This window comes from Rhodococcus sp. Q1 (assembly GCF_004153645.1).
In the GTDB taxonomy this organism is placed as follows: Bacteria; Actinomycetota; Actinomycetes; order Mycobacteriales; family Mycobacteriaceae; genus Rhodococcus; species Rhodococcus gordoniae.
Map to the genome: position 1 here is coordinate 219240 of NZ_SDMJ01000004.1, position 22097 is coordinate 241336.

Here is a 22097-nt window from a genome sequence, read left to right on the forward strand (position 1 = left end):
CAGCTGTACCGCGATACCCACGTCCGCGGGGCCGTTCGACATCCATATCAGGACCTTCTCCCCCTCCCCCGCGGACGCTGCTCGGGAGACGCTGAACGTAGAGGTGAACATGTGGGACGAACGAGCCGACGAGGAGGATGTCGTGACAGTCGATGCCGGAACCTGGTCGCTCGGTGACACCGAGATCATCGCACGTGCGGTGGTGGAAGCACCCTCCGTGCACGACACGCAACCATGGAATCTGCGCCTGCCCGATCACAGCGCCGAGCTCGAGGAACGCCTCGAATTCGCCGAGCCGGGCCCGGACCCGCTGCGTGTCGACCGGCTGATCTCGTGCGGCGCGGCCCTCACCAACCTCGAACTCGCGATCCGGGTCCTCGGAAACAGATTGCGCACCACTGTGCTGCCCGATCCGCAGCGTCCGGAGCTCGTCGCGCGCATCGAGACGCTCGGACCGGGCACCCCGGCCGGTCGCGACCTGCGGTTGTATGCGGCGATCTCGCACCGGCGCAGCCACCGCACATCGTTCACCGACATCCCGGTGCCGACAGAGACGCTCGCCGACATCATCGCCGTGGCCGGCGAGATCGCAGATGTGGACGTGCGCCTGCTCGCGGACGACGAGGCCGTCGCCCTGGCCCAGGTGCTCGCGTATGCGGCGGAGGCCTGCCGACGTCATCCGCACTATCAGCGCGAGATGTTCTCGTGGACCTCCCACTGGCAGCCGCGCGGCAACTCCGAGGTGGTCACCACGTGGAGTGCGACCCTCGACGGGAAGGGCGCGGCGGGCGAAGCCCTGGTCACGACAGGGATCCCGGACGTCGATGCGCTGGCATCGGCGATCGCGCGCGAGTCGGTGCTGCTGTTCTCCGCACCGTCGACCTCACCGGCCGATCTGATCCGGGTGGGCGCGGCCGTCGAACGGTGCTGGCTGGCGGCGATCGACGCGCGATTGTCGGCATCGGTACTGACGCATCCCCTGCGGGTGGAGGACGCCGGGTCGCGCCTGGCCGAGATGCTCGACCTGACGGTCGTTCCCCTGGTCGTCCTGCGTGTGGGTTTCTGAAGAAACGGGAGAGTGAAGCGACGATGAGTGCACCGACCGAGCAGCCGGTCGACGATCCGACCCGCGAGTTGTTCCGCACGGCCCTGGACATGGCGCAGGCCGCCAAGGCCGGCAACGTCTCGGGCTGGCTGACCGCCCGCTACGAGAGCGGACGCCTCGAGGACGTCGCGTTCCTGCTCTCGCAGATGCTCGGAGTGCTCATCGAGAACGGGGCGGTCAGCCGCGGCGTACACCCGGCCGACGCATGGCGGGAACTGCGCGAAGGTGGCGTCGACGACTTCGGCTGACGCCTCGGTCGGGGGCGTCGACGACTACGGCCGACGCCCCATCCGGATCAGTCCTCGGTCTCGGTCGAACGCACGACGAGGACCGGGCAGTCGGCGGTCTGGATCAGCGCGTTGCTGGTGGACCCGAGCAGCAGTCCCTTGAATCCGCCGCGGCCGCGGGTTCCGACCACGAGAAGCTGTGCCGCTTCGGCATATTCGCTGAGCACCCGCACCGGCCGGTCGCGCGCGACGACACGTTCGACGGCGACGTCCGGATACCGCTCGTGAAAACCGGCGAGGCGCTCGGCGAGCACGACCTCCTCACCGGTCTGGATCCGGCTCCAGTGCGGGTCGTCGGGGACGGCCCCGAGCGACGGTTGCACGCTCACGTCGCTCCACACGTTCACCGCAACGAGCGTCGCACCGCGCGCGGATGCCTCCTCGAACGCGACCTCCACCGCGTCGCGGCACGAGACCGATCCGTCGACACCGACCACGACGGGCCCTTCCGCCGGCGGAGCGCCGTCGAGCGTACGACCCCGCACCACCACGACTGGTGCCTTCGCGTGCGAGACGACCGCCGTGGAGACCGACCCGGCGAGCAGACCCTTCACCTCACCGAGGCCGCGTGAGCCGACGACGAGCCGATCCGCGTGGTCGGCCTCGGCGATGAGCGTGGGAACGACCTTGCCTTCGAGCTGCGCGGTGGTGACCTCGACGTTCCCGTGGCGGTTCTCGTCGATGATCTGCCGGGCGAGCGCGGCCGCGCTGTCGAGGCGGTCGCGAGCGGTTGCCTTCATCTCCTCGTGGAAGCTCTGCGCGAGGTAGGGCTCGGAGTAGTAGAAGGCGGGGATGTGCACGACGGTGACGATGCGCAACGGCAGGCCGCGGATCGCCGCCGCCCGTGCCGCCCAGCTCACCGCGGTGGTGGACGCGTCGGATCCGTCGACGGCCACGACGATCGGCTTGTTCTCGGTCATCGCACGCGGAACCTTTCTCGGTGGGTCAGCCGCAGATCTGCCGCAGCTGCTCGATCAGTCGCACACGCCCGGCGGTGTCGGCCGCGAACGGGGTGACGTTGAGGGTGGTGACCCCGGCTTCCGCGAAGGCCGCGATGCGTTCGCGCACGAAGCCCTCCGGGCCGATCAGGGAGATCGAGCGGAGCAGTTCGAGGGGCACCGCTGCGGCCGCCTCGTCCTTCTTGCCGGCCAGGTACAGCTCCTGGATGGTCTCGGCTTCCTTCGCGTAGCCGTACCGGATGGCGAGGTCGTTGTAGAAGTTCTTGCCCTTGGCGCCCATGCCGCCGACGTACAGCGCGACCATGGGCCGGACCCAGTCGAGCATGTGGTCGACGTCGTCGCCGATGGCGAGCGGGGTCTGCGCGTAGATCTGCAGGTCGCCGAGTGCGGGATCGCGCTTGGCCTTGCCCTTCGCGATCGATTCGCCCCACACGTCGGCGGCCTTCTCCGGGTAGTAGAACAGCGGCTGCCAACCCTCGGCGATCTCGGCGGTCATCTCGACGTTCTTCGGGCCGAGCGACGCGATGATGATCGGGATACGTTCGCGCACAGGCTTGTTGATGATCTTCAGCGGCTTGCCGAGTCCGGTGCCGCGGTCTTCGGGCAGCGGGATCTGGTAGTACTTGCCCTGGTGGTCCACCTTCTCGCGGCGCCACACCTGCCGGCAGATGTCGACGATCTCGCGGGTGCGACCCAGCGGCGCGTTGTAGGGAACGCCGTGGAAACCTTCGATGACCTGAGGGCCCGACGCGCCGATACCGAGCACGAATCGGCCGTCGGAGACGAAGTCCAGACCGGCCGCCGTCATGGCGGTGAGCGTGGGTGTCCGGGTGAACAACTGGAGGATGCCGGAGGCGAGTTCGACCCGGGAGGTCTTCGCCGCCAGATAGCCGAGCTGGCTCACCGCGTCGAACGAATAGGCCTCGGGTACGAACACGATGTCGAGGCCGGCCTTCTCCAGGTCGGCCACCTCCGCCGCGGTCTCCGCGAAACCTCCGCTGTAGTTCAGTCCCATCCCGATGCGCATGCGCCACCTTCGTCCCTGCTGCACACCCCCGTTCGGGGGCGCGATCGTCCACGTGCCCCGCACACTACCGCCGTCAGGAGGTGACCGGTCGCACCACCATCACCGGGCAGCGCGCCTCGCGCATGAGCGCGTTTCCGGTAGAACCGAGCACCATCCCCTTGAAGCCGCCCCTGCCGCGGGTCCCTACCACGACGAGCTGGGCTTTCTCGCTCCAGGACTGCAGATGGGCGCGGGGGCCGTCGACGTAGACCTTCCGGTGGACCGTCACGTCCGGATAGCGCTCGCCGTAGCCCGCGAGACACTCGGACAGCAGGGAGTGCTCGTACTCCTCGAACGCACGGGGATCGAAGTCGAGGGGCGACTCGTCGATCTCCCCGACCTTCAGGTCGCTCCAGACGTGGACGGCGACGAGGTCGACCCTGCGCCAGGATGCCTCCTCGAACGCCAGATCGACCGCCCGGCGGCTCGCGGGGCTGCCGTCCACGCCGACGACGACGGGTCGCTCGTCGGGGACGGGCCCTTCCGGTCCCCGCACCACGACGACCGGGCATTCGGCATGACCGGCGACGGAGACCGGGGTGGAACCGAGGAACGCCTCCCCCAGCTTGGTGCCGCCGGTGGCCCCGAGGACGATCATGCGCGACGTGCGGGACAGTTCGACGAGCCACTTGGCGCTTCCGGTGAGGGCGAGCTCGGCGGTGATCTCGAGGTCCGGCGCCACCGCCTCGGCGGTCTCTGCAGCCTCCTTCAGGAGTGCCTGGGCCTCGGCCTCGCTCCACTCGAAGACCTGCGAGGGGCGGAAGAAGGGAAGTTTCGTCCAGCCCGACGGCGCGAAGTCCACCGCGTGGACGAGGTGCAGTGGGATCTTCCGGCCGGCCGCGGTGGCGGCAGCCCACCTCACCGCGCGCTCGGAGGCCGGGGAACCGTCCGCACCGACGGTCACGTGGTTGTGGTCGCGGGGTGCTTCACCGAGAGGTTTCACATCCGTGAGGCTAGCCGGATCCGGTACGCCCGGATACGGACTTTGGTCATCGTGTCGAGATTCCTTCGGTTGCAATGCATTCCATCGACAGCGATATGCGTCACATAAAATTGTCATCGCGGATGCGAATTTACTAGCGTAGGGCCATGCAACTCACCCGGTTCACCGATCTCGGACTGAGAGTTGTGATGCATCTCGTCGCCGGCCCGGCGGGGAGTATGCCCGGTACCAGAACGATTGCAGACCAGCTCGACTTGTCGTACGCACATACGACGAAGGTCGTCGCCCGGCTCGGCGAGCTCGGAGTGGTCACCACCCGCCGCGGACGCGGCGGAGGCCTGGCCATCACCGAACTCGGCCGCACGGCGAGCCTCGGATGGCTCACCCGAGCCCTCGAAGGTGAAGAAGAAGTCGTCGAGTGCGAAGGAGCGAAGCCGTGCCCCCTGCGTCACGGCTGCAACCTGCGCTCGAAGCTGCGTGCCGCACAGGACGCCTTCTACGCCGCTCTCGACGACGTCACGATCGCCGACCTGGCGACCCCTGACGCCGGCCCTGTCCTGCTCACCCTCGAACCACCCACCGGCCGCTGACCCACGGCGAGGCCGCCGGTGCAGCCCGTCACGACACACACGAGGAGACACACCATGCCGCTCTCACCCGAATCCAAGGACGTCATCGCCGCGACCCTTCCGGCGGTGGGAGCCGCCATCGGCGACATCACCCCGCTGTTCTACAGCAAGATGTTCGCCGCCCACCCCGAACTCGAACGCGACCTGTTCAACCGCGGCAACCAGAAGCAGGGTGAGCAGCAGAAGGCCCTCGCCGGATCCATCGCGGCCTTCGCGACGCTCCAGCTCGATCCCGATCCCGCACGTGTCGAGGCGATCCTGTCCCGCATCGCCCACAAGCACGCCTCGCTCGGCATCAAGCCCGACGAATACTGGATCGTCCACAAGCACCTCTTCGAGGCGATCGTCGAAATCCTCGGAGACGCGGTCACGCCCGAGGTCGCGAAGGCATGGGACGAGCTGTACTGGCTGATGGCCGACACTCTCATCTCGATGGAGGCCGATCTGTACCGGGCCGCGGGTGTCGAGACCGGCGACGTCTGGCGCACCGTCCGCGTCGCCGACCGCGTGCACCAGTCCGCCGACACCGTCTCGTTCGTCCTCACCTCACTCGACGGCTCCCCGCTGCCCACCTTCCGCCCGGGCCAGTACCTCTCGGTCGGCGTCCATCTCCCCGACGGCGCCCGGCAGATCCGTCAGTACAGCCTGTCGAGCGCACCTGCCAAGGGCGACTGGCGGATCACCGTCAAGCGGGTGCTGCAGACCACCGCAACCGACGGCACCGTGCTCCCCGCCGGCGAAGTATCGAACTTCCTGTACAACAACGTCTTCGAAGGCGACGAACTTCAGGTCACCACTCCCTTCGGCGATCTCGTCCTCACCGAGGACGAGACCCCGATCCTGCTGGCGTCGGCCGGCATCGGCTGCACCCCGATGATCGGCATGCTCGATCACCTCGCCGGCGTCGGCGACGAGCGTCCCGTCGCGGTCCTCCACGCCGACCGCTCCGTCGCGAGCCACGCCCACCGCCGCGAACTCGAGACCCTCGCCGAGAAGATTCCTTCGGCCCAGCTGTACCGCTGGTACGAGGATCTCGGCAACCGCGAGCCGCTCGAGACCGTCCGCATCGGACGCGCCGACATCTCGGATCTGCCGCTCGATCCGAAGACCCAGGCCTACCTGTGCGGCCCGCTGCCGTTCATGCTCTCGCTGCGCGAAGCCCTGATCGAGCGCAACGTTCCGGCGGAGAACATCCACTACGAGGTGTTCGGACCCGACAGCTGGGCGCCTGCCTCCTGATCCGGCCGATCCGATCGCGGTGCCCCGGCCGAGTCTGCCGGGGCACCGCTGCAGTCGCGACTAGGCTGCACCCATGGACTCCGCCGCGGTTGTTCGCCACCCGGCCCCGTCCCGCTTCGGCCACGTACTCGCACTGCTCGGCGTACTGGTCGTGGCCGGCCTCGTCGCCCTGGTCCCCGGCTCCGGCGAACCGCTCGGAACCGACGCCCCCGCCGACGTCTTCAGCGCCGCCCGCGCCGGCGAACACATCGACGCGATCGCGACGGCCCCACGTCCGCTCGGCTCGACCGCCCACACCGCTGCCCGCGACCACCTCGTGGGCGTCCTCGACGAACTCGGCTGGACCACCCGCGTCGACTCCGGCGTCGGATGGATGGCACGGCCCGAGGAGGCGACCCAACGCGGTGCCCGCGTGCAGAACATCACGGCGACCCTGGACGGTACCGATCCCACCGGCACCGTCATGCTCGTCGCGCATTACGACACGGTCCGGGGCTCTCCCGGCGCCGGCGACGACGGGATCGGCGTCGGTACGGTCCTGGAGGCCGCACGCGCGATCGACGCCGGACCTCCCCCGCGGAACGACGTCGTCGTGCTGCTCACCGACGGCGAGGAGAACGGCCTGCTCGGCGCCCACCGGTTCGTCGGCACACAGTCCGTGCGAGCGGGACCCGTCGTCGTCCTCAATCACGAGGCCCGCGGGAACGCGGGCACGCCGACCACCTTCCGGATCACCTCTCCCAACGGCGTCCTGATCGACAACCTGGCCGGAGCGCCCGGAGCGCATGCGGATTCCCTCACCGAGCTGATCTTCGAAGCGCTGCCGAACGACACCGATTTCCGTCGTTTCGCCGAGAGCGGCCATCACGCCCTCGACACCGCGATCTCGGCGGGATCGGCGTACTACCACAGCCCTCTCGACACCCCCGACCGTCTCAGCCGGACGTCGCTGCAACACATGGGCGAGACTTCCCTCGCGACCGCCCGCGCACTCGCCGCGTCCGATCTCACGGCCGTCGACGACGGCGGAGCCCAGGTGGTGACCACCGCGCCGTGGGGACTTCTCCACATGCCGCGCTGGGCCGAGATCGTCGGATCGGTCCTCCTCGGCGGTGTCGTGGCGGCGCTCGTCGCCCTGCGCGTGCGCCGCGGTGAGACGTCGGCCTGGCAGGTCGGCACCGCCGTCGCCGTGTCCCTGCTCGCCGCCGCGCTCGCCGCGGGGGCAGCATGGTTGCCGTGGTGGGTCGCGCAGATCCTCGATCCGGGCATGGCCGCACCGGTCGCCGACGAGCCCTACCGGCCCGGCGTCTTCCAGTTCACCGCGGTCGTCGCAGCCCTCGGCGTACTGGTCGTCATCCGATCGTGGTGGGGCCGCGGTCGTCCGGTGGCCGCCCTCACGTGCGGAGCATTCGTGCTCGTCGCGATACTTTCGCTGATCGGTATCCCCTTCCCCGGTGTGCCGCTGACACTGTCGGTGCTCACGTTGCCGTCGGTGCTGGGGCTGCTGGTGGCGCTGTTGCTCCCGCAGCGCGACACGGTGTGGCCGCTCGTCGCGACGACGCTGGGCGCGCTCGGGTCCCTGATCTTCGGTCTGCCCGCCGTGCTGGTGTCGTTCGACGCGGGCCTTCTGTACGGGGCACCGGTGGCCGGTCTGTTCGTCGCATTCGTCTTCGCCGCGGTGCTCCCGCTGTGCGAGCCGCTCCCGGCGACCACGCGGGGGTTCGTGACCTGCGCGACGGGCACCGTGGTGCTCGTCGTGGTGTGCACGCTGCTGGCCGGTCACCTCAACCGGGACGGAGCGACCGATCCCCGGCAGGAATACCTCTGGTACTCGCTCGACGCCGACCGGGGCGCCGCAGTGTGGGGGTCGCCCGACGGTCCGCGCTCCGACTGGAGCCGAGATTTGCTCACCAGCGGTCCCGAACCGCTTCCCGCCGCGTTCCCGTGGCGGGAGGACCGTCCGATGTATCGCGGGCCCGCCCCGGTCGCCGATCTCGAAGCGCCCGAGGTCGAGATCCTCGAGGACACGATCGGCGGGAGCGCGCGGGAGATCCGGCTGCGGCTGACCTCACCGCGGGACGCCCAGGCCGTCGGATTGTGGATCGACAGCACGACGGCCCACGTCCACGGCGCAACGGTGGACGGTTTCCGCGCCGAACCGTCCGACAGATTCGGTTTCCTGTTCTGGGCTCCAGGCCCCGACGGGATCGAGGTGGATCTGACGCTGAGCATGCGCGAGAACCATCTCGGTGTCCGGGTGGTCGATCTCGGTGACGATCTCGGCGTCGTACCCGGATTCGTACCGCCCACCGACCGTGTCATCGTGCAACCGACGGTGGCCGTGACACGGACCTTGCGCTTGTAGGGGATGTCACTCCCACTCGTGAACGGGCGTGCCGGTCCGCATGTTCTGCACGTAGTCCTGCATCATCCCCAGGAGCGCCACGCGCCGATCCTCCCCGGCGGCCTCGCGCCGGGCCACCTGTCGGCGTTGCCATGCCGCACCGGTCTGCCGACTCGAGGCACGCCGTTCGACGATCCCGAGGTAACGATCCCGGACCGCCGACGACAACCCGTAGGCGTCGAGACCCTTGTGCGCGAGCGGCAACAGGCACCGTAGAACGAGTTCGTCGGCGCCGACCCATCCGGTCCGCGGCCAGTACAGCTTCGCGTCGAGCCCGAACTTCGCGCCCAGGACCAGATTGCGTTCCGCGGCGTCGAAGCTGAGGTCGCGCCAGAGCGGCTCGTCGGCATCGGCCAGAGCGCGCAGCGTCCCGTAGTAGAAGGCGGCGTTGGCCATCGTGTCGAGAACGGTCGGACCCGCCGGGAGCACACGGTTCTCGACACGCAGGTGTGGATGGCCGTCGCTGATGTCGTAGACGGGGCGGTTCCACCGGTAGATGGTGCCGTTGTGCATCTGCAGTTCGCGCAGCTCGGGAACCCGGCCGGCGTCGAGTTCGGCCATCGGATCGACGTCCGAGATCTCCGGCAGGAGCGCCGTGAAGTAGCGGGAATTCTCCTCGAACAGGTCGAGGGCGGAGTCGATCCACCGCTCGCCGAACCACACCCGGGGACGGACACCCTGGTTCCGCAGTTCGAGCGGACGTGTATCGGTGGCCTGCGCGAACAGCGGGATCCGACTTTCGTGCCACAGCGCCTTACCGGCGAGGAAGGGTGAGTTCGCCGCGAGCGCGACCTGGGCTCCCGCCAGGCACTGGGCAGCATTCCAATGGGTCGCGAAATCCTCCGGCGCGACCCGCAGATGCAACTGCAGGGACGTGCAGGCAGCTTCAGGGACCACCGAGTTCATATCCGCGCGAAGGGTTTCCACGACATCGCTGCCGGGGAGGGGCACGCCGTCGAGATCGAGTTCGATGTCCTCACCGCGTGCCGCGAAGATCTGGTCGTTGAGCGCTTCGTAGCGGGGATTGGCAGTGATGCGACCCAGTTCGAGATCGTCGAGTTCGAGCGTCGGCAGCATGCCGATCATCACCAACTGCGCGTCGTGCCGGTGCATCCGATCGTCGGCACGGCGCAGCGACGAACGCAGCGAATCCTCGAGTTCGAACGGTTCGTCGCCCGTGAGGCGCCGCGGTTCGACGTTCATCTCGACGTTGAACTGGCCGAGTTCGGTCTGGAAGACCGCATGGTCGTCGATCGCCTGCAGTACCTCGAGGTTCGACATCGCGGGCGACATGTCGTCGCGGACGAGGTTGAACTCGATCTCCATGCCGAGATGAGGTTCGGGCGACGAGTGCACATCGACGAAGACGTCCTCCCGGAGCATCCGCTCGAGCGCCTTCATGCAGTCGCGAACCTTGCTGCGGAACATCCGCCGGTCTTCCCCGGTGAACGAACGAGCAGATATCTCAGCTCCCAATGGAACCCCCGGGTCGGCGTGCAGTCGGTCGAGCCAAGCCTAGCGCGCGACTCTCGGTCGGGTGGGATCGGACGACTCGCCGTCGGGTCGGATCGGACGACCCGGTGAGATCAGACGGCGCGGTATCCGCCCCAGTCGGTGACCACACCGCGATCGCTCAGCCACGCATTGGGGTTGATCTTGGTGCCGGCGGTGTCCCACACCTCGAAGTGCAGGTGCGGGCCGGTGGACCAGCCCTCGTTGCCGACGGTCGCGATCTGCTGGCCGGCGTTGACCCGCTGCCCGGCGGAAACCTGGTAGGTGCTCACGTGACCGTAGACGGCGGTGGTGCCGTCGTCGTTGAGGACGCGGACCCACTGACCGAAGCCGGAAGCCGGCCCGGCGTCGAGAACGGTGCCGTCGGCGGCGGACTTGATGGGCGTGCCGATCGGCGCTGCGATGTCGATGCCGCCGTGGTGCGTACCCCAGCGCGGACCCCAGTCGGAGGTGAGGGTGCCGGAGACGGGCTGGACAGCGGAAGGTGCAGCCGGGTTGAGCTGGTCGAGCCAGCCGGGACCCGAGAACTGATCGAGGAAGTCGGTGACCTCGGCGGGGAGCTCGGGCGCACCCTGCTCGGCCGGGGTGGTGACACCGGGAATCGCCGGGATCTCGACACCCTCGGGCAGCAGACCCGCAGGAAGCTCGAAGGGAAGAGAGGGAGCCTCGGCCTGGACGTGGTCGTGGCCGGGATGCGCGGCTGCAGTACCGGCGCCGATCTGCGAGCCCACGGCGAAGAATGCACCCGTGGCTGCGGCGACGGTGGCGGCCTTGACCGGCGCGGACGTCCCGGTGGGCTCGACACGGTGGCGACCCTTGCCGGAGGACGGCACGCGAATCGGTTCGAGGTCGAATGCTACGTCTTCGCGTGTGCGCTGATGGCGTCCCACAGTGTGTCCCTTGTTTCGTCCCGACTTCGACCGGGTATCCCCCGGCCGTTCCTGGCGACCCAAGGTAACAAAACGATATAGGGAAAGGCCAGAGTTACCTTTCCTTGATCTCAATCGGCGGGAACCTGCAGGTCGTATGCTCCCTCCGGCGAGGCCCGGGAGCGGGCGCTTGGTTACGGCAGCGGCCCGGCGGCTACACTCACAACGCGCAAAGGTCGGCTCCGCCCGGCCGGACGCCTCCGTAGCTCAGGGGATAGAGCACCGCTCTCCTAAAGCGGGTGTCGCAGGTTCGAATCCTGCCGGGGGCACCATCCGACACCACTCGGGTCCCGAGCATCGGGCACCGCCGGTTTCGCGACCTTCCGGGATCACCGCCGACCGCCCGAAGCCCCCGCATCACGGTTCGATCTAGTCCGTCCTCCGCCGTCCGCACGACGGTTAGCATCCAGAACGATGCCGCTGGAGACGGAAATCGAGGACCTCACATGGACATTCGGCCTCGCGCCTCACACCTCGCCGTGATCGTCTCGGCGGCGGTCCTCGGATTGTTCGTCACTCCCGCCCCCGCAGGGGCCGGAGGCGTCTCCGGCCTCGTCGAAGGACCGGCCCATCCGGTCGGCGCGGGCAACGCCCGCACGTACGTCACCGTCGACGAGGAGGGCACGCCGGCCACCATCGGGGTCCGACTCGACACGGGCGCACTCGACGACCTGCCCGCCGCGCTGCTGCCGGTCACCGAGGCCTACGTGCTCGAGTTGCCCGAGGAGGCGGCCGCCACGGCCTTCGACCACGTCACGATCGACTGGAACTCGCACGGCCACGACCCCCAGCACGGCTTCGACGTCCCGCATTTCGACGTCCACTTCTATCTGCTGGACAGGCCGACGGTGGAGTCGATCCATCCCTTCGCTCCCGGCTACATCCCCGCTGCTGCCCGCGTGCCCGACCCGCGCTACCTCCCGAAGGGGTACGCACCGTCCGGAGATCCGCTGACCTCGACGGTCGCAGGTATGGGACTGCACTGGGTGGACACCACCGAGACCGGGCACGATTCCGCTGCGGAACACCACTTCACCGAGACGGTGCTCTACGGCTCGTGGGACGGCCGGCAGGCGTTCATCGAACCCATGATGAGCCGGGAGTGGCTCGCGTCCCGGCCTGCGATCCACGAGCCCCTTCCCCAGCCCGAGGCCTACCAGCGCGCGGGTCTGTACCCCACCACCTACTCCGTGTGGTGGGACGAGGCGTCGCAGACGTACACGGTCGAACTCGGCGGGCTCACGATGCGCGAGGCGTCGTAGATCGGCCGGTCGAGCGGGCTCAGTCCAGCGGGGAGACGCGGATGAGGTTGCCGTCCGGGTCCGACACCACGAATGTCCGCCCGAACACCTCGTCGCGAGGTGCCTCCACGACCGTCACCCCCTTGCCGGCCCACTCGTCGTAGATCGCATCGACGGCGGCTGCCGAGCCCGGCACCATCAGGCCCACCTCCGAGAACCGCGACGCGTTCGCATCCACGGTCTCGGCACGACCCGACCACAGCGCGAACAGCACTTCCGGCGCCACTTCGAAGGAGACGTAGCGCGGGGTCGTCATCTGCGGGGTCATGTCGAACAGGTCGCTGTAGAAGCGGGTCGCACGTTCGACGTCGGTCACGTAGATCAGGAACAGGTTGGGCGACGACACGGTCATCGACATCCCCTTCCGGTAGGCGGTGAAGGCTTCGGGGACTACCGTGGCACCGAAACCCGACAGTTCCTGTCGTGTTTTCGAAAGGAGAGCGAACATTCCGTGAACCGGCCGCAGCGGTTGCTGAGCATGCTGGTCGTCCTGCAGGCCCGCAGACGGGTCACGGCCGCCGAACTCGCGGAGGAATTCGGCGTCTCCGGGCGCACCGTGTTGCGCGATGTGGAAACGCTTGCTGCTGCGGATCTTCCGGTGGTCGCCGAACGCGGTAGGTACGGCGGCATCGTGATGCTCCCCGGTCGGCAGACCGACCTGAACCGGCTCACCGCGTCCGAGGTGGACGTCCTGCGCGCCCTGGGTCTCGACATGGGCCGGGCCCGGCAACTCGGTGTCGACGCCACCGCACGCGACGCCGTCCACAAGCTCACCGCGCGCGGCCGGCGCACGCCGTCCAGCGCACGCGAGAACGACCTGCTGCCGCTGACCGAGGTGGTCACCGTCGACAACCGGGGATGGTTCGCCGCCGAGGACCGGGCCGATGTCGCTGCGCTCACCCGCGACCTGCGACGCGGACGACGACTCGCGATCACCTACCGCTCGAGCGGGCACCGCGACGAACGCGAGATCGTCGTCGATCCGTACGGTGTGCTCTCCCGCGCCGGCCGTTGGTATCTCGTGGCCGACGATCGGGGGCGACCACGACTGTTCGCACTCACCCGCCTGAGTGCGTGGAAAGTGCTCGACCGGCCGCGCCGCCTGTCCCCCGGCCGGACCCTGCCCGCCCTGGCACGCGAACTCGGCGACGCGCTCGAACGACGCGAGGACGTCGTCGTCACCGCCGATCTCGCGACGAGCCGTCTCGACCTCGCACGGCGCATCCTCGGTGCCCGCCTGCGCGGGAGCACCGCAGGGCCGCGACCGGCCGTTTCGCGGATCACGGTGGCCTACGACTCGATCGACGGTGTGCGGCAACTGCTGCAGTTCGGCGAGCACATCGAGATCGTCGGGCCACCCGAGGCACGGGACCTCGTGGCAGGACTGGCCGAGTCGCTCCTCCGCCGTCATACCGCGCATCGTCGCCGCCCGTGAACTCCCGATGATCCGAAACCTGTCCCGGCTGCGGGGCGATTCCTATCGTGGGGAGATGTTCGACGCGCACCTGCACATCATCGATCCGCGCTTCCCCCTCGTCGAGAACGACGGGTATCTACCCGAACCGTTCACCGTCGACGACTATCTCGCGCGGGTCGCGCATCTGGGCGTCACCGGAGGAGCGGTGGTGTCGGCGTCGTTCCAGGCCTTCGATCACAGTTTCCTCCTCGACGCGCTCGACCGGCTCGGTCCGTCCTTCGTGGGTGTCGTGCACCTGCCGGTCACCGCTTCGGACCACGAGATCGTGCGGCTCGACGCGGCGGGCGTGCGGGCGGTGCGATTCAACGTCCGCCGCGGCGGGTCGGCGACCCTCTCCGAACTCGACCGGCTCGCCCGCCGGGTCCACGATCTCGTCGGCTGGCACGCCGAGTTGTACATCGATGCCCGCGATCTGGCCGATGTGCACTCGACGATCGCGGCGCTACCCGCGGTGTCGATCGATCATCTGGGATTGTCGCGGGACGGCCTGCCGTCACTGTTGCGCCTGGTGGACAGTGGTGTCCGCGTGAAGGCCACGGGGTTCGGGCGCGTCGACTTCGCGGTGGCCGACGCGCTGCGGGCCCTCGCCGATGCGAATCCCGCTGCCCTCGTGTTCGGCACCGATCTGCCGTCGACACGGGCACCACGACCGTTCCGGGACACCGACATCGCCCTCGTCGAGGACGTGCTCGGTGACGACCTCGCCGACGCGGTATTGCGCCGCAATGCTTCCGGGCTGTACCGGATCGAGACCGAAACCGCTCCAGGAACTTCGGTGTCTCGATAGACTCACGCTCGTCATCGGTGCGCGGGACGCGCCGCGGTATTCCTCGCCGCGGTCGGCTCCCGGACGTGACGTCCCTTTTTCCGAGGAGCAGCACCATGCCTGCACTGCGAAGTGCACGTCGAATTCTCGCCCTGGCGGCTCCCCTCGCTGCCGCAATCGCATTCACCGGTGCGGCGACCGCTGCACCCCCTCAGCCGCTGGGCACGGCGATCACCATCGGCTGCATCAATCAGGGCAGCCTCGCGTCGTTGACCTCGGTCGCGGCGCAACCCGGACCGGACGCCGGCATTCCCGGCGGACACGTGTTGTTCTCCACGCGGGAAGCGCTGTGGCCGGTCCCGGCAGCAGGCCAGGTCAGCGTCGCATGGCTCAATCGCACCACCGGCCGTACCGGCATCGTCGATCTGGGCGGTGCGTACCCGAACCTGTCGGCGCTGGTCGACACCGGACCGGGTGAAGTCGTGGCCACGGTGTTCGGCTCGGTGAATCTCGGCAGTGGACCGCTGTGCAACTCGACCCCCGCAGCCGGAGGCGTCGTAGTGCCGTGACATCGGGAGAGGCATCCGGCGCCGCCCGCACCGGATGCCCCGTCACCGAGGTGAATACATGATGATGGCGACGCCCACGAGGCAGACGAGCGCGCCCGCGACATCCCATCGATCCGGCCGGAAGCCGTCCATCACCATGCCCCACACCAACGAACCGGCCACGAACACCCCGCCGTACGCGGCGAGGATGCGCCCGAAGTTCGCGTCGGGCTGGAGCGTGGCGACGAAACCGTAAGCGCCGAGCGCGATCACGCCCAGCCCCATCCAGATCCAGCCGCGGTGCTCGCGCACGCCCTGCCACACCAGCCACGCACCACCGATCTCGAACAGGGCGGCAACGGCGAACAGCAGCAACGACTTCAGCACGGTCACACGAGGAACTCTAGTCCTGCGGCACCGCACCCGACTCGGTGCCGCGCACGCGCTCGTCCATGCCGTGATCGTCGAGCATCACCACGTCCACGCCCCGTCGACGCGTGGCATTCGCCGCACTCGTGGCTTCCGTCGTGTGTCCGCCCTGCCCGGTGAGAAGCCGGCGGGTCACAGTTCGTCGATGGAGATCACACCGTCCTGCAGGGCGCGGGCGAGCAGTGCGGTCTTCGTGGTCGCCCTACGTCCGACCCGCGCATACTTCTCGCGAATGCGGACGATGTGGGTGCTGACCGTGGCTGCGGTGACGAACAGGCTCGCAGCCGCCTCTGCCTTGGACTCGCAGAGCAACCAGGCCCGTAGGATCTCGATCTCGCGAGCCGAGAGTGCGGGCTTCTGTGGTGCAGGCTCCTGAGCCGGGGAATGTCCGAGCATCGTCGTCATAGCGCGTCCCTACCGAGATGAATACATGGGATCGAGCCGGGTCCCCCGACGAACACCGTTTCGAGTGGATACAACGTAACGGTTGAAGGCGACAATCACCCATACCGATCTCTTTCTGCCCGACAGAATACGGGCATCGGTACTTCGACCGCTCAACCGATCCGCCGGCCGTCGCGCCCGAGCTCGATACGTCGATGTCAGGAGCCGGCGCCTGCTTCCTCTTCTCGCACCACGCTCGACGCGTCGACGTCGTCGCGCAGACCGCGCCAGCTCGCGTGCCGCACACGGTCTCCTTCCGTCCATCCCCCGAACCGCACTTCCCCCACGAGTTCGGGCCGCAGCCACACCGCATCGCGGCGTTCGGCGGCCGGCACCTCGTTCGCGAACGGGTTCGTACGACTCGTGTGCCCCTTCATGGTCTTCGCCACCGACAGAAGGGTCTCGGCGTCGAAACCGGTCCCCACCTTGCCGACGTAGACGAACTCGCCGTCGTCGTAGACGCCGAGCAACAGGGATCCGAAGGTGGAGGCGCGATTGCCGCGGCCGCGCCGATATCCTCCGAGCACGACGGTCTGGGTGAGCCAGTTCTTGGACTTGATCCACCCCGCTCCGCGTTTGCCCGGCAGGTATACGGAGTCACGGCGCTTCGCGACCACGCCCTCCCAGTTCTTCGCCCGGCTGCGGTCGAGAGCGTCGGGTCCGTCACCCGGGAGCAGATCGGGGACGATCAGTCCGTCCGTCGCGGCGGCGAGCGCCTCGAGGACCCGGCGGCGATCGTCGTAGGTCTTGCGCAGCAGCGAGACCCCGTCGAGATACAGCACATCGAACACGCGGTACTCGTAGTTCACGCCGCGCTGCAGCATCGAGAAACTCGTCACGCCGGAACGGTCCACCGCGACGATCTCCCCGTCGAGCACCGCCCGGTGACCGTCGAGGATCGTCGCGAGTTCGACGAGCTTCGGATAGTCGCCGGTGACATCGCGTCCGGATCTACTGCGGAGCCTCACCGTGCCGTCCTCGATCTCCGCGATCGCGCGGTATCCGTCCCATTTGCCTTCGAACGCCCAGTGTTCGGCGTCGAGATCCGAGACGTCACCGGGGGTCGCGAGCATCGGCGCCAGGTCGTGCGGGAAGACCTTCGACCCCGACGGCCCGCCGTCGGACGAAGGCTCGGGGATCGGCTCCGCCTGGTCTTTCATGCGATGCGCGAGCCACTGGTTCTTCTCGGTGCGGATCAGCGCGTACCGTCCCTCGATCCGCTCGCCGTGGAAACGGACGATCACCTCGTCGTCCCGCCACTTCTCGGTGTCGTAGGTGCCGGTGTCCCACACGGTCATGCTGCCGGCACCGTATTCACCCTTCGGGATCGTCCCGTGGAAGGTCAGGTACTCGATGGGATGATCCTCGGTCCGTACCGCCAGGTTGTTGCGCCCGGAGGTCTCCGGCAGGTTCTTCGGCACCGCCCAGGAGGCCAGAACACCGTCGCGTTCGAGCCGCAGGTCGTAGTGCAGGCGACGCGCATGGTGCTCCTGGATGACGAACCTGTTGCCGGGACCGTCGTCCGGGACGCGGTCGGGCACGGGTTCGGGGGTGTGCGCCGCGTCGCGCTTGCCGCGGTAGGTGTCCAGGGCGTCGCCGCCGGACGCAGTGCCGCCGCCGAGCGGCGGATCCAGTCCGGCGAGCAGGTCCCCGAGCTCGTCGATACGAGCGAGCACGTCGCGGAACTGCAGTTGCGAGAGATCGGGATCGTCGAGTTCGTCCCAGCTACGCGGGGCTGCAACCCACGGCTCGTCGCGACCGCGCAGCGAGTACGGAGCCACCGTCGTCTTGGAACTGTTGTTCTGACTCCAGTCGACGAAGACCTTGCCTTCGCGCGCGGATTTCGCCATCGTCGCGGTCACCAGGCCGGGAAGGGTGGTCTCGAGATTGCGCGCGACCTGCTTCGCCACCTTCGACGCCCCCGCCGAGGACAACACCCGGTCGAGCGGAACGTACAGGTGTATCCCCTTGCTGCCACTGGTCACGGGATAGGCGTCCCACCCGAGTTCTGAGACGGTGTCGCGCACGTGGCGGGCGACCTCCGCGCACTCGGCCAGGCCCACCCCGGGCCCGGGGTCGAGATCGAAGACGATGCGGGTCGCGGGTCCGGCCTTCTCCCCGTCGAAACGCCACTGGTGGACGTGGAGTTCGAGGGCTGCCTGTTGTGCGAGCCAGACCAGTCCGGCGACCGAATCGAACAGCGGGTAGGTGACCCGCCGGTCCTTGTGGTGCAGAGTGCGACGCTCGATCCATGCCGGTGCGTGGTCCGGAAGGTTCTTCTCGAAGAAGGACTGTCCACCGACGCCGTTCGGCCACCGGTTGCGGGTCGTGGCCCGGCCGGCGATGTGGGGCAGCATCGCCTCGGCGATCGCTTCGTAGTACTCGACGACCTCACCCTTCGTCGTCCCGGTGCTCGGATACAGCACCTTGTCGAGGTTGGTCAGGGTGATGCGGTGACCGTCGATCGTCCGGGTCGGCATACTTCGGATTCTGCCAATTCGGGCGCGTCAGGGTGCGGTGTCGAAGAGGATGATCGGGGCGGCACGTCCGTGAACGCCGAAGCTTCGGGCGGACAGATTCGAAGCAGCGTGAGGCACGCTGTACAGCGCCGAAACCCTGTCGCCCGAGCAGGGGAATGGGGCGGCAGGGTCCGGCATCGCCCGAGTGGCCGACATCGGATCCACCCTGCGGCGGTGATCGTCCGTGCAGGGGGTGACGGGCGATCATCGATATCCCGAGAATACGCCGAATGGCCCCGGCCGGGATCGAATGTGCATGTTCGAGGTACTGCCGACGGGGCAGGTGGACGCATCCGACCCCCTGCGCCGGAAGTCTCACGCCCCGTCGGCAGTCTCGACAGCGACGCATTGTTCGCTTCCGGTGCAGTCTATTCGTTTCTCGGAGATTCGTCGGTAATCCGATCGGATCACAACCCTCCCGCGCCGGTCACGCGAGGGGATCGACCGTAGACGGACCGGTATTGCGCCGCGAACCGCCCGGGCGACGAGAAGCCCCAGCGCGCCGCTATCGAGGCCACCGTCTCACGGTTCGGGTCGGCGGTCTGCAGATCACGGTGGGCCCGCTCGAGTCGTACCGAACGCAGGTACCGCACGGGCGTCGTGTGATGGTGGCGCACGAAATCGTATTGCAGGGCGCGCCCTCCGACGCCGGCGGCAGCGGCGATATCGGCCAGTCTGATCGGGCGAGCCGCTTCGGCCTCGATGAAGGCGACGGCCTTCTGCAGGGCCGCAGGCGCGGGTGCGGTGTCCAGCACTTCCCGAATCGAGGACGGCTCATGCGTCCGGCCGGAGACGAGCACCTCCTCCGCCAATTGCACCGCCGGTACGGCGGCACGGCGGGAGGCCCGAAGCAGCGATTCCTTCGCCTGTCCGGCATCGAGGCCGTATCGTTCCATCAGCACGCCCGTCGCCCGTTCGATTGCAGCCCGCGAGGCCCACACCTGCTCCTCGGAGGGAGAAAGGTGGATCTCCCCCACCAGCTCGTTCGCACGTGTGTCCATGATCCGTTCCCACCGTCCGGACGGCCCAGACGTCAGCATACGTGCACGTCGACCGCCTGTCGGCCGAAGATTCCGTAGCCCACGTCGAACCGTACTCGCTGGCCACTTGTCAGAAAGCGGTAACCGCTCCCGTCGATCTGTGAATAATGCACCAGGATTTCGGTGCCGTCGTCGTCACGGATGAATCCGTGTCCCAGACCGGCATCGAACCACAGCACAACTCCGTGCTCCATTGTCGTCCCCTGCCACCGTTCGCGAATTTCCCGACGGAGCAGCGATGCGGAAGCGTATCCCCTGCGCTCCCGGCAGTCCCTCTGCACCTGTCATTGAATCCTGTTCGGGGGGCCGGGGGAAGCGCCCGCGCCGAATCGGTGACATTCGTACCATTTCTTCCGATTCATCTGCGTGCCAACGGGGTTGGTTCGAGTCCGGACTTCCGGAAGTAGAGAGGTGCACCCGATGCCTCCACCGGTGTACCTACACACCGCATGTCTGTCGATGTATACCCAACGGGCACTTGTCATTCGGATCGTCTCGACAATCCGTTCGAGGACGGATCAGGTGACAGACTCCTCCTTCACCACATCGGACCCTCCGGTCCGTTCCGCAGCGGTGATCGCGCAGGCCGCACCGACGAGGGTGAGGTGACTGAAGGCCTGAGGGAAGTTGCCCACCTGTCGCCCTGCCTGCACGTCGTACTCCTCCGCGAGCAACCCGAGATCGTTGGCGAGTCCGAGCAACCGCTCGAACAACGCACGAGCGTCGTCGACGCGGCCGTTGAGGGCCAACGCGCTCACCAACCAGAACGAGCAGGCGAGGAACTGTCCTTCGTCACCGGGAAGTCCGTCATCGGTCTTCGCCGTGGAATAACGCGACACGAAGCCGTCGCGATCGAGTTCGTCCCGGAGCGCATCGAGCGTCGACGTGACCCGATCGTCGGTCGGGGGAAGGAAACCGACGAGCGGGATGAGCAACACGCTGGCATCGAGTTCCGCGGAGCCGTAGTACTGTGTGAACGTACCGCGGACCGGGTCGTATCCCCGTTCACACACCTCGCGGTGGATCTCGTCACGGGTCTGCTTCCACCGTTCGACGGGAGCCTCGAGCCCGAACGTCTCCGCGAGCCGGACCGCCCGATCGAAGACGACCCAGGCCATCACCTTGGACTGTGTGAAATCCCGGCGGGGACCGCGCGTTTCCCAGATCCCGTCGTCGGGATCACGCCAGATCTTCTCCACGTGCTCGATGACGGCCTGCCACCTGGGCCACATGTGCGGTTCGATCCTGCCGATCGCTTCGGCTCCCTTGTACGCGACGCTGAGGACTTCTCCGTACACGTCGAGCTGGAACTGTTCCGCGGCCGCGTTCCCGACCCGGACGGGTGCCGAACCTTCGTAGCCGGGAAGATGTCCCACCTCGAATTCGGTCAGTCGACGTTCTCCTCTGATGCCGTACATGATCTGCACATCGGCCGGATCACCCGTTCCCGCCCGGAGCATGAAATCACGGAAGGACAAGGCCTCACCGGTGTACCCGCCTGCGAGCAGCGCTTCGAGTGCCAGGACCGAGTCGCGCAACCAGCAGTATCGGTAATCCCAATTGCGTACCCCGCCGAGTGCTTCGGGCAGTGAGGTGGTCGGGGCCGCCACGATTGCACCGGTCGTCTCGTCGGTCATCCCTTTGAGGACGATCAGGGACCGCATCACCTCCTCGCGATACGCCCCGCTGTAGGTGCATCGTCCCGTCCAGTCGCGCCACCACTCCACGGTTCGCGCGAGCGCGGATTCGGCGTCCTCGACGACGGGAGCCGGTTCGAAGGATGCGTGCCGGTCCAGGCCGAATCGGTACCGGGCGCTCTCCACGGCGACGAATTCGGATTCGATGCTTCCTGCACGGATTTCCAAGGGCACCGTCGTACACAGATGGAAGGCATCGGGACCGGCCGTCGCAACAGCACCGTCGGCCACGGCCTCCACCCACGGCGTGACGGCAGCGTAATCCGGTCGCAACGACAGGTGCATGCGCATCGGTACCCGGCCCCGCAGACCTTCGACGATGCGGATCAGCCGAGGCGGGCCCCCTCCGCGGCGAGGCATGAAGTCGATCACCCGGACGGCACCGTCCGCCGTCTCGAAATCGGTCTCGAGCACCAGGGTGCCGTCGACGTAGCGGCGGGTGATCTCGACGGGCTCCGTTGCGGGTGCGACGAGCCAGCGTCCGTGTTCCGGGCCGCCGAGCAGAGCCGCGAAGCACGAACCGGAGTCGAACGAGGGCAGGCACAACCAGTCGATCGAGCCGTTGCGCCCGACCAGCGCGGAGGTCTGCAGATCACCGATGAAACCGTAGTCCTCGAGAAGCATGCCGTTACCTCCGCGAGAAATGGAGTCGAGTCCTTCGATAGTCCTCTGTTCCCGGATGCGGGGTCAAGGTCACGGTTTCGACTCGGCACTGCCACTCGAGTACTTCCGCGGGGATCATGACGAGCAGAAGTGCGGCGACATCCTTCGCGACGGAAAGCACGAGATGATCGAGAAGCCGG

At 67.9% G+C, this 22097-nt stretch carries 22 protein-coding genes and 1 tRNA gene; 10 read left to right on the forward strand and 13 right to left on the reverse strand.

The window, feature by feature from the left end; translation table 11 throughout:
• Nucleotides 1-109 precede the first annotated feature (109 nt).
• A complete protein-coding gene (locus tag EQ874_RS13285; RefSeq protein ID WP_165369249.1) occupies nt 110-1066 on the forward strand; it encodes a nitroreductase family protein in 957 nt (318 codons plus the stop codon).
• A gap of 23 nt (nt 1067-1089) precedes the next feature.
• On the forward strand, nt 1090-1353 hold the full coding sequence (locus EQ874_RS13290; protein WP_129977062.1) for a hypothetical protein: 264 nt from the start codon (nt 1090-1092) through the stop codon (nt 1351-1353).
• A gap of 47 nt (nt 1354-1400) precedes the next feature.
• Here EQ874_RS13290 and EQ874_RS13295 read toward each other — a convergent pair whose 3' ends face one another.
• The 3 genes from EQ874_RS13295 to EQ874_RS13305 form a co-directional block, all read right to left on the reverse strand.
• A complete protein-coding gene (locus EQ874_RS13295; protein WP_129977063.1) occupies nt 1401-2312 on the reverse strand; it encodes a universal stress protein in 912 nt (303 codons plus the stop codon).
• Between the two features lie 25 nt (nt 2313-2337).
• The gene (locus EQ874_RS13300; RefSeq protein ID WP_016933393.1) at nt 2338-3378 is read right to left on the reverse strand and encodes an LLM class F420-dependent oxidoreductase; all 1041 of its coding nucleotides are present in this window, start codon (nt 3376-3378) and stop codon (nt 2338-2340) included.
• Between the two features lie 73 nt (nt 3379-3451).
• Nucleotides 3452-4360, reverse strand: coding sequence for a universal stress protein (locus EQ874_RS13305; protein ID WP_129977064.1), 909 nt, complete (start codon nt 4358-4360; stop codon nt 3452-3454).
• A 146-nt stretch (nt 4361-4506) separates the two neighbouring features.
• On the opposite strand from EQ874_RS13305, the gene EQ874_RS13310 reads away from it, so the two are divergent.
• The 3 genes from EQ874_RS13310 (at nt 4507) to EQ874_RS13320 (ending at nt 8593) form a co-directional block, all read left to right on the forward strand.
• Nucleotides 4507-4950 (forward strand): Rrf2 family transcriptional regulator, encoded by a 444-nt coding sequence (locus tag EQ874_RS13310; RefSeq protein WP_016933681.1) that lies wholly within the window; start codon nt 4507-4509, stop codon nt 4948-4950.
• Between the two features lie 54 nt (nt 4951-5004).
• Nucleotides 5005-6228, forward strand: coding sequence for a globin domain-containing protein (locus tag EQ874_RS13315; protein WP_016933682.1), 1224 nt, complete (start codon nt 5005-5007; stop codon nt 6226-6228).
• 73 nt (nt 6229-6301) lie between these two features.
• A complete protein-coding gene (locus EQ874_RS13320; protein WP_129977065.1) occupies nt 6302-8593 on the forward strand; it encodes a M28 family peptidase in 2292 nt (763 codons plus the stop codon).
• Between the two features lie 6 nt (nt 8594-8599).
• Here EQ874_RS13320 and EQ874_RS13325 read toward each other — a convergent pair whose 3' ends face one another.
• Both EQ874_RS13325 and EQ874_RS13330 read right to left on the reverse strand, forming a co-directional pair.
• Nucleotides 8600-10108, reverse strand: a complete 1509-nt coding sequence (locus tag EQ874_RS13325; RefSeq protein WP_026003185.1) for a glutamate-cysteine ligase family protein — start codon at nt 10106-10108, stop codon at nt 8600-8602.
• Between the two features lie 110 nt (nt 10109-10218).
• Nucleotides 10219-11034: a M23 family metallopeptidase gene (locus EQ874_RS13330; protein WP_016933685.1), complete on the reverse strand. Its 816-nt coding sequence runs from the start codon at nt 11032-11034 to the stop codon at nt 10219-10221.
• 235 nt (nt 11035-11269) lie between these two features.
• Between EQ874_RS13330 and EQ874_RS13335 the strand changes: the two genes are divergently transcribed.
• Nucleotides 11270-11345 (forward strand) — tRNA-Arg (locus EQ874_RS13335).
• 174 nt (nt 11346-11519) lie between these two features.
• Nucleotides 11520-12335, forward strand: a complete 816-nt coding sequence (locus tag EQ874_RS13340; RefSeq protein ID WP_129977066.1) for a DUF5602 domain-containing protein — start codon at nt 11520-11522, stop codon at nt 12333-12335.
• A gap of 19 nt (nt 12336-12354) precedes the next feature.
• Here the strand turns inward: EQ874_RS13340 and EQ874_RS13345 are convergent, their stop codons facing one another.
• Nucleotides 12355-12726 (reverse strand): VOC family protein, encoded by a 372-nt coding sequence (locus EQ874_RS13345; protein WP_242496756.1) that lies wholly within the window; start codon nt 12724-12726, stop codon nt 12355-12357.
• A 99-nt stretch (nt 12727-12825) separates the two neighbouring features.
• On the opposite strand from EQ874_RS13345, the gene EQ874_RS13350 reads away from it, so the two are divergent.
• The 3 genes from EQ874_RS13350 (at nt 12826) to EQ874_RS13360 (ending at nt 15186) form a co-directional block, all read left to right on the forward strand.
• On the forward strand, nt 12826-13809 hold the full coding sequence (locus EQ874_RS13350; protein ID WP_129977068.1) for a WYL domain-containing protein: 984 nt from the start codon (nt 12826-12828) through the stop codon (nt 13807-13809).
• A gap of 55 nt (nt 13810-13864) precedes the next feature.
• Nucleotides 13865-14638 carry an amidohydrolase family protein gene (locus tag EQ874_RS13355; RefSeq protein WP_129977069.1) on the forward strand — a complete coding sequence of 258 codons (774 nt, stop codon included), beginning with the start codon at nt 13865-13867 and terminating at the stop codon, nt 14636-14638.
• A gap of 95 nt (nt 14639-14733) precedes the next feature.
• Nucleotides 14734-15186: a hypothetical protein gene (locus EQ874_RS13360; RefSeq protein WP_016933098.1), complete on the forward strand. Its 453-nt coding sequence runs from the start codon at nt 14734-14736 to the stop codon at nt 15184-15186.
• Between the two features lie 42 nt (nt 15187-15228).
• On the opposite strand, the gene EQ874_RS13365 is transcribed toward EQ874_RS13360, so the two are convergent.
• From EQ874_RS13365 to EQ874_RS13390, 7 genes are all read right to left on the reverse strand, one after another.
• Nucleotides 15229-15558, reverse strand: a complete 330-nt coding sequence (locus tag EQ874_RS13365) for a YnfA family protein (protein WP_016933097.1) — start codon at nt 15556-15558, stop codon at nt 15229-15231.
• A 10-nt stretch (nt 15559-15568) separates the two neighbouring features.
• Nucleotides 15569-15730, reverse strand: coding sequence for a hypothetical protein (locus EQ874_RS22905; RefSeq protein WP_165369250.1), 162 nt, complete (start codon nt 15728-15730; stop codon nt 15569-15571).
• A complete protein-coding gene (locus EQ874_RS13370; RefSeq protein ID WP_016933095.1) occupies nt 15727-15999 on the reverse strand; it encodes a LuxR C-terminal-related transcriptional regulator in 273 nt (90 codons plus the stop codon). The genes EQ874_RS22905 and EQ874_RS13370 overlap by 4 nt, the downstream gene beginning before the upstream one ends.
• 197 nt (nt 16000-16196) lie before the next feature.
• Nucleotides 16197-18518 (reverse strand): ATP-dependent DNA ligase, encoded by a 2322-nt coding sequence (locus EQ874_RS13375; RefSeq protein WP_129977070.1) that lies wholly within the window; start codon nt 18516-18518, stop codon nt 16197-16199.
• Nucleotides 18519-18964: 446 nt separating this feature from the next.
• Complete coding sequence (locus EQ874_RS13380) at nt 18965-19558, reverse strand: helix-turn-helix domain-containing protein (protein WP_129977071.1); 594 nt, start codon at nt 19556-19558, stop codon at nt 18965-18967.
• Nucleotides 19559-19590: 32 nt separating this feature from the next.
• Nucleotides 19591-19791, reverse strand: a complete 201-nt coding sequence (locus EQ874_RS13385) for a cold shock domain-containing protein (RefSeq protein WP_016933092.1) — start codon at nt 19789-19791, stop codon at nt 19591-19593.
• 324 nt (nt 19792-20115) lie between these two features.
• On the reverse strand, nt 20116-21918 hold the full coding sequence (locus EQ874_RS13390; RefSeq protein ID WP_129977072.1) for a glycoside hydrolase family 15 protein: 1803 nt from the start codon (nt 21916-21918) through the stop codon (nt 20116-20118).
• Nucleotides 21919-22097: the final 179 nt, after the last annotated feature.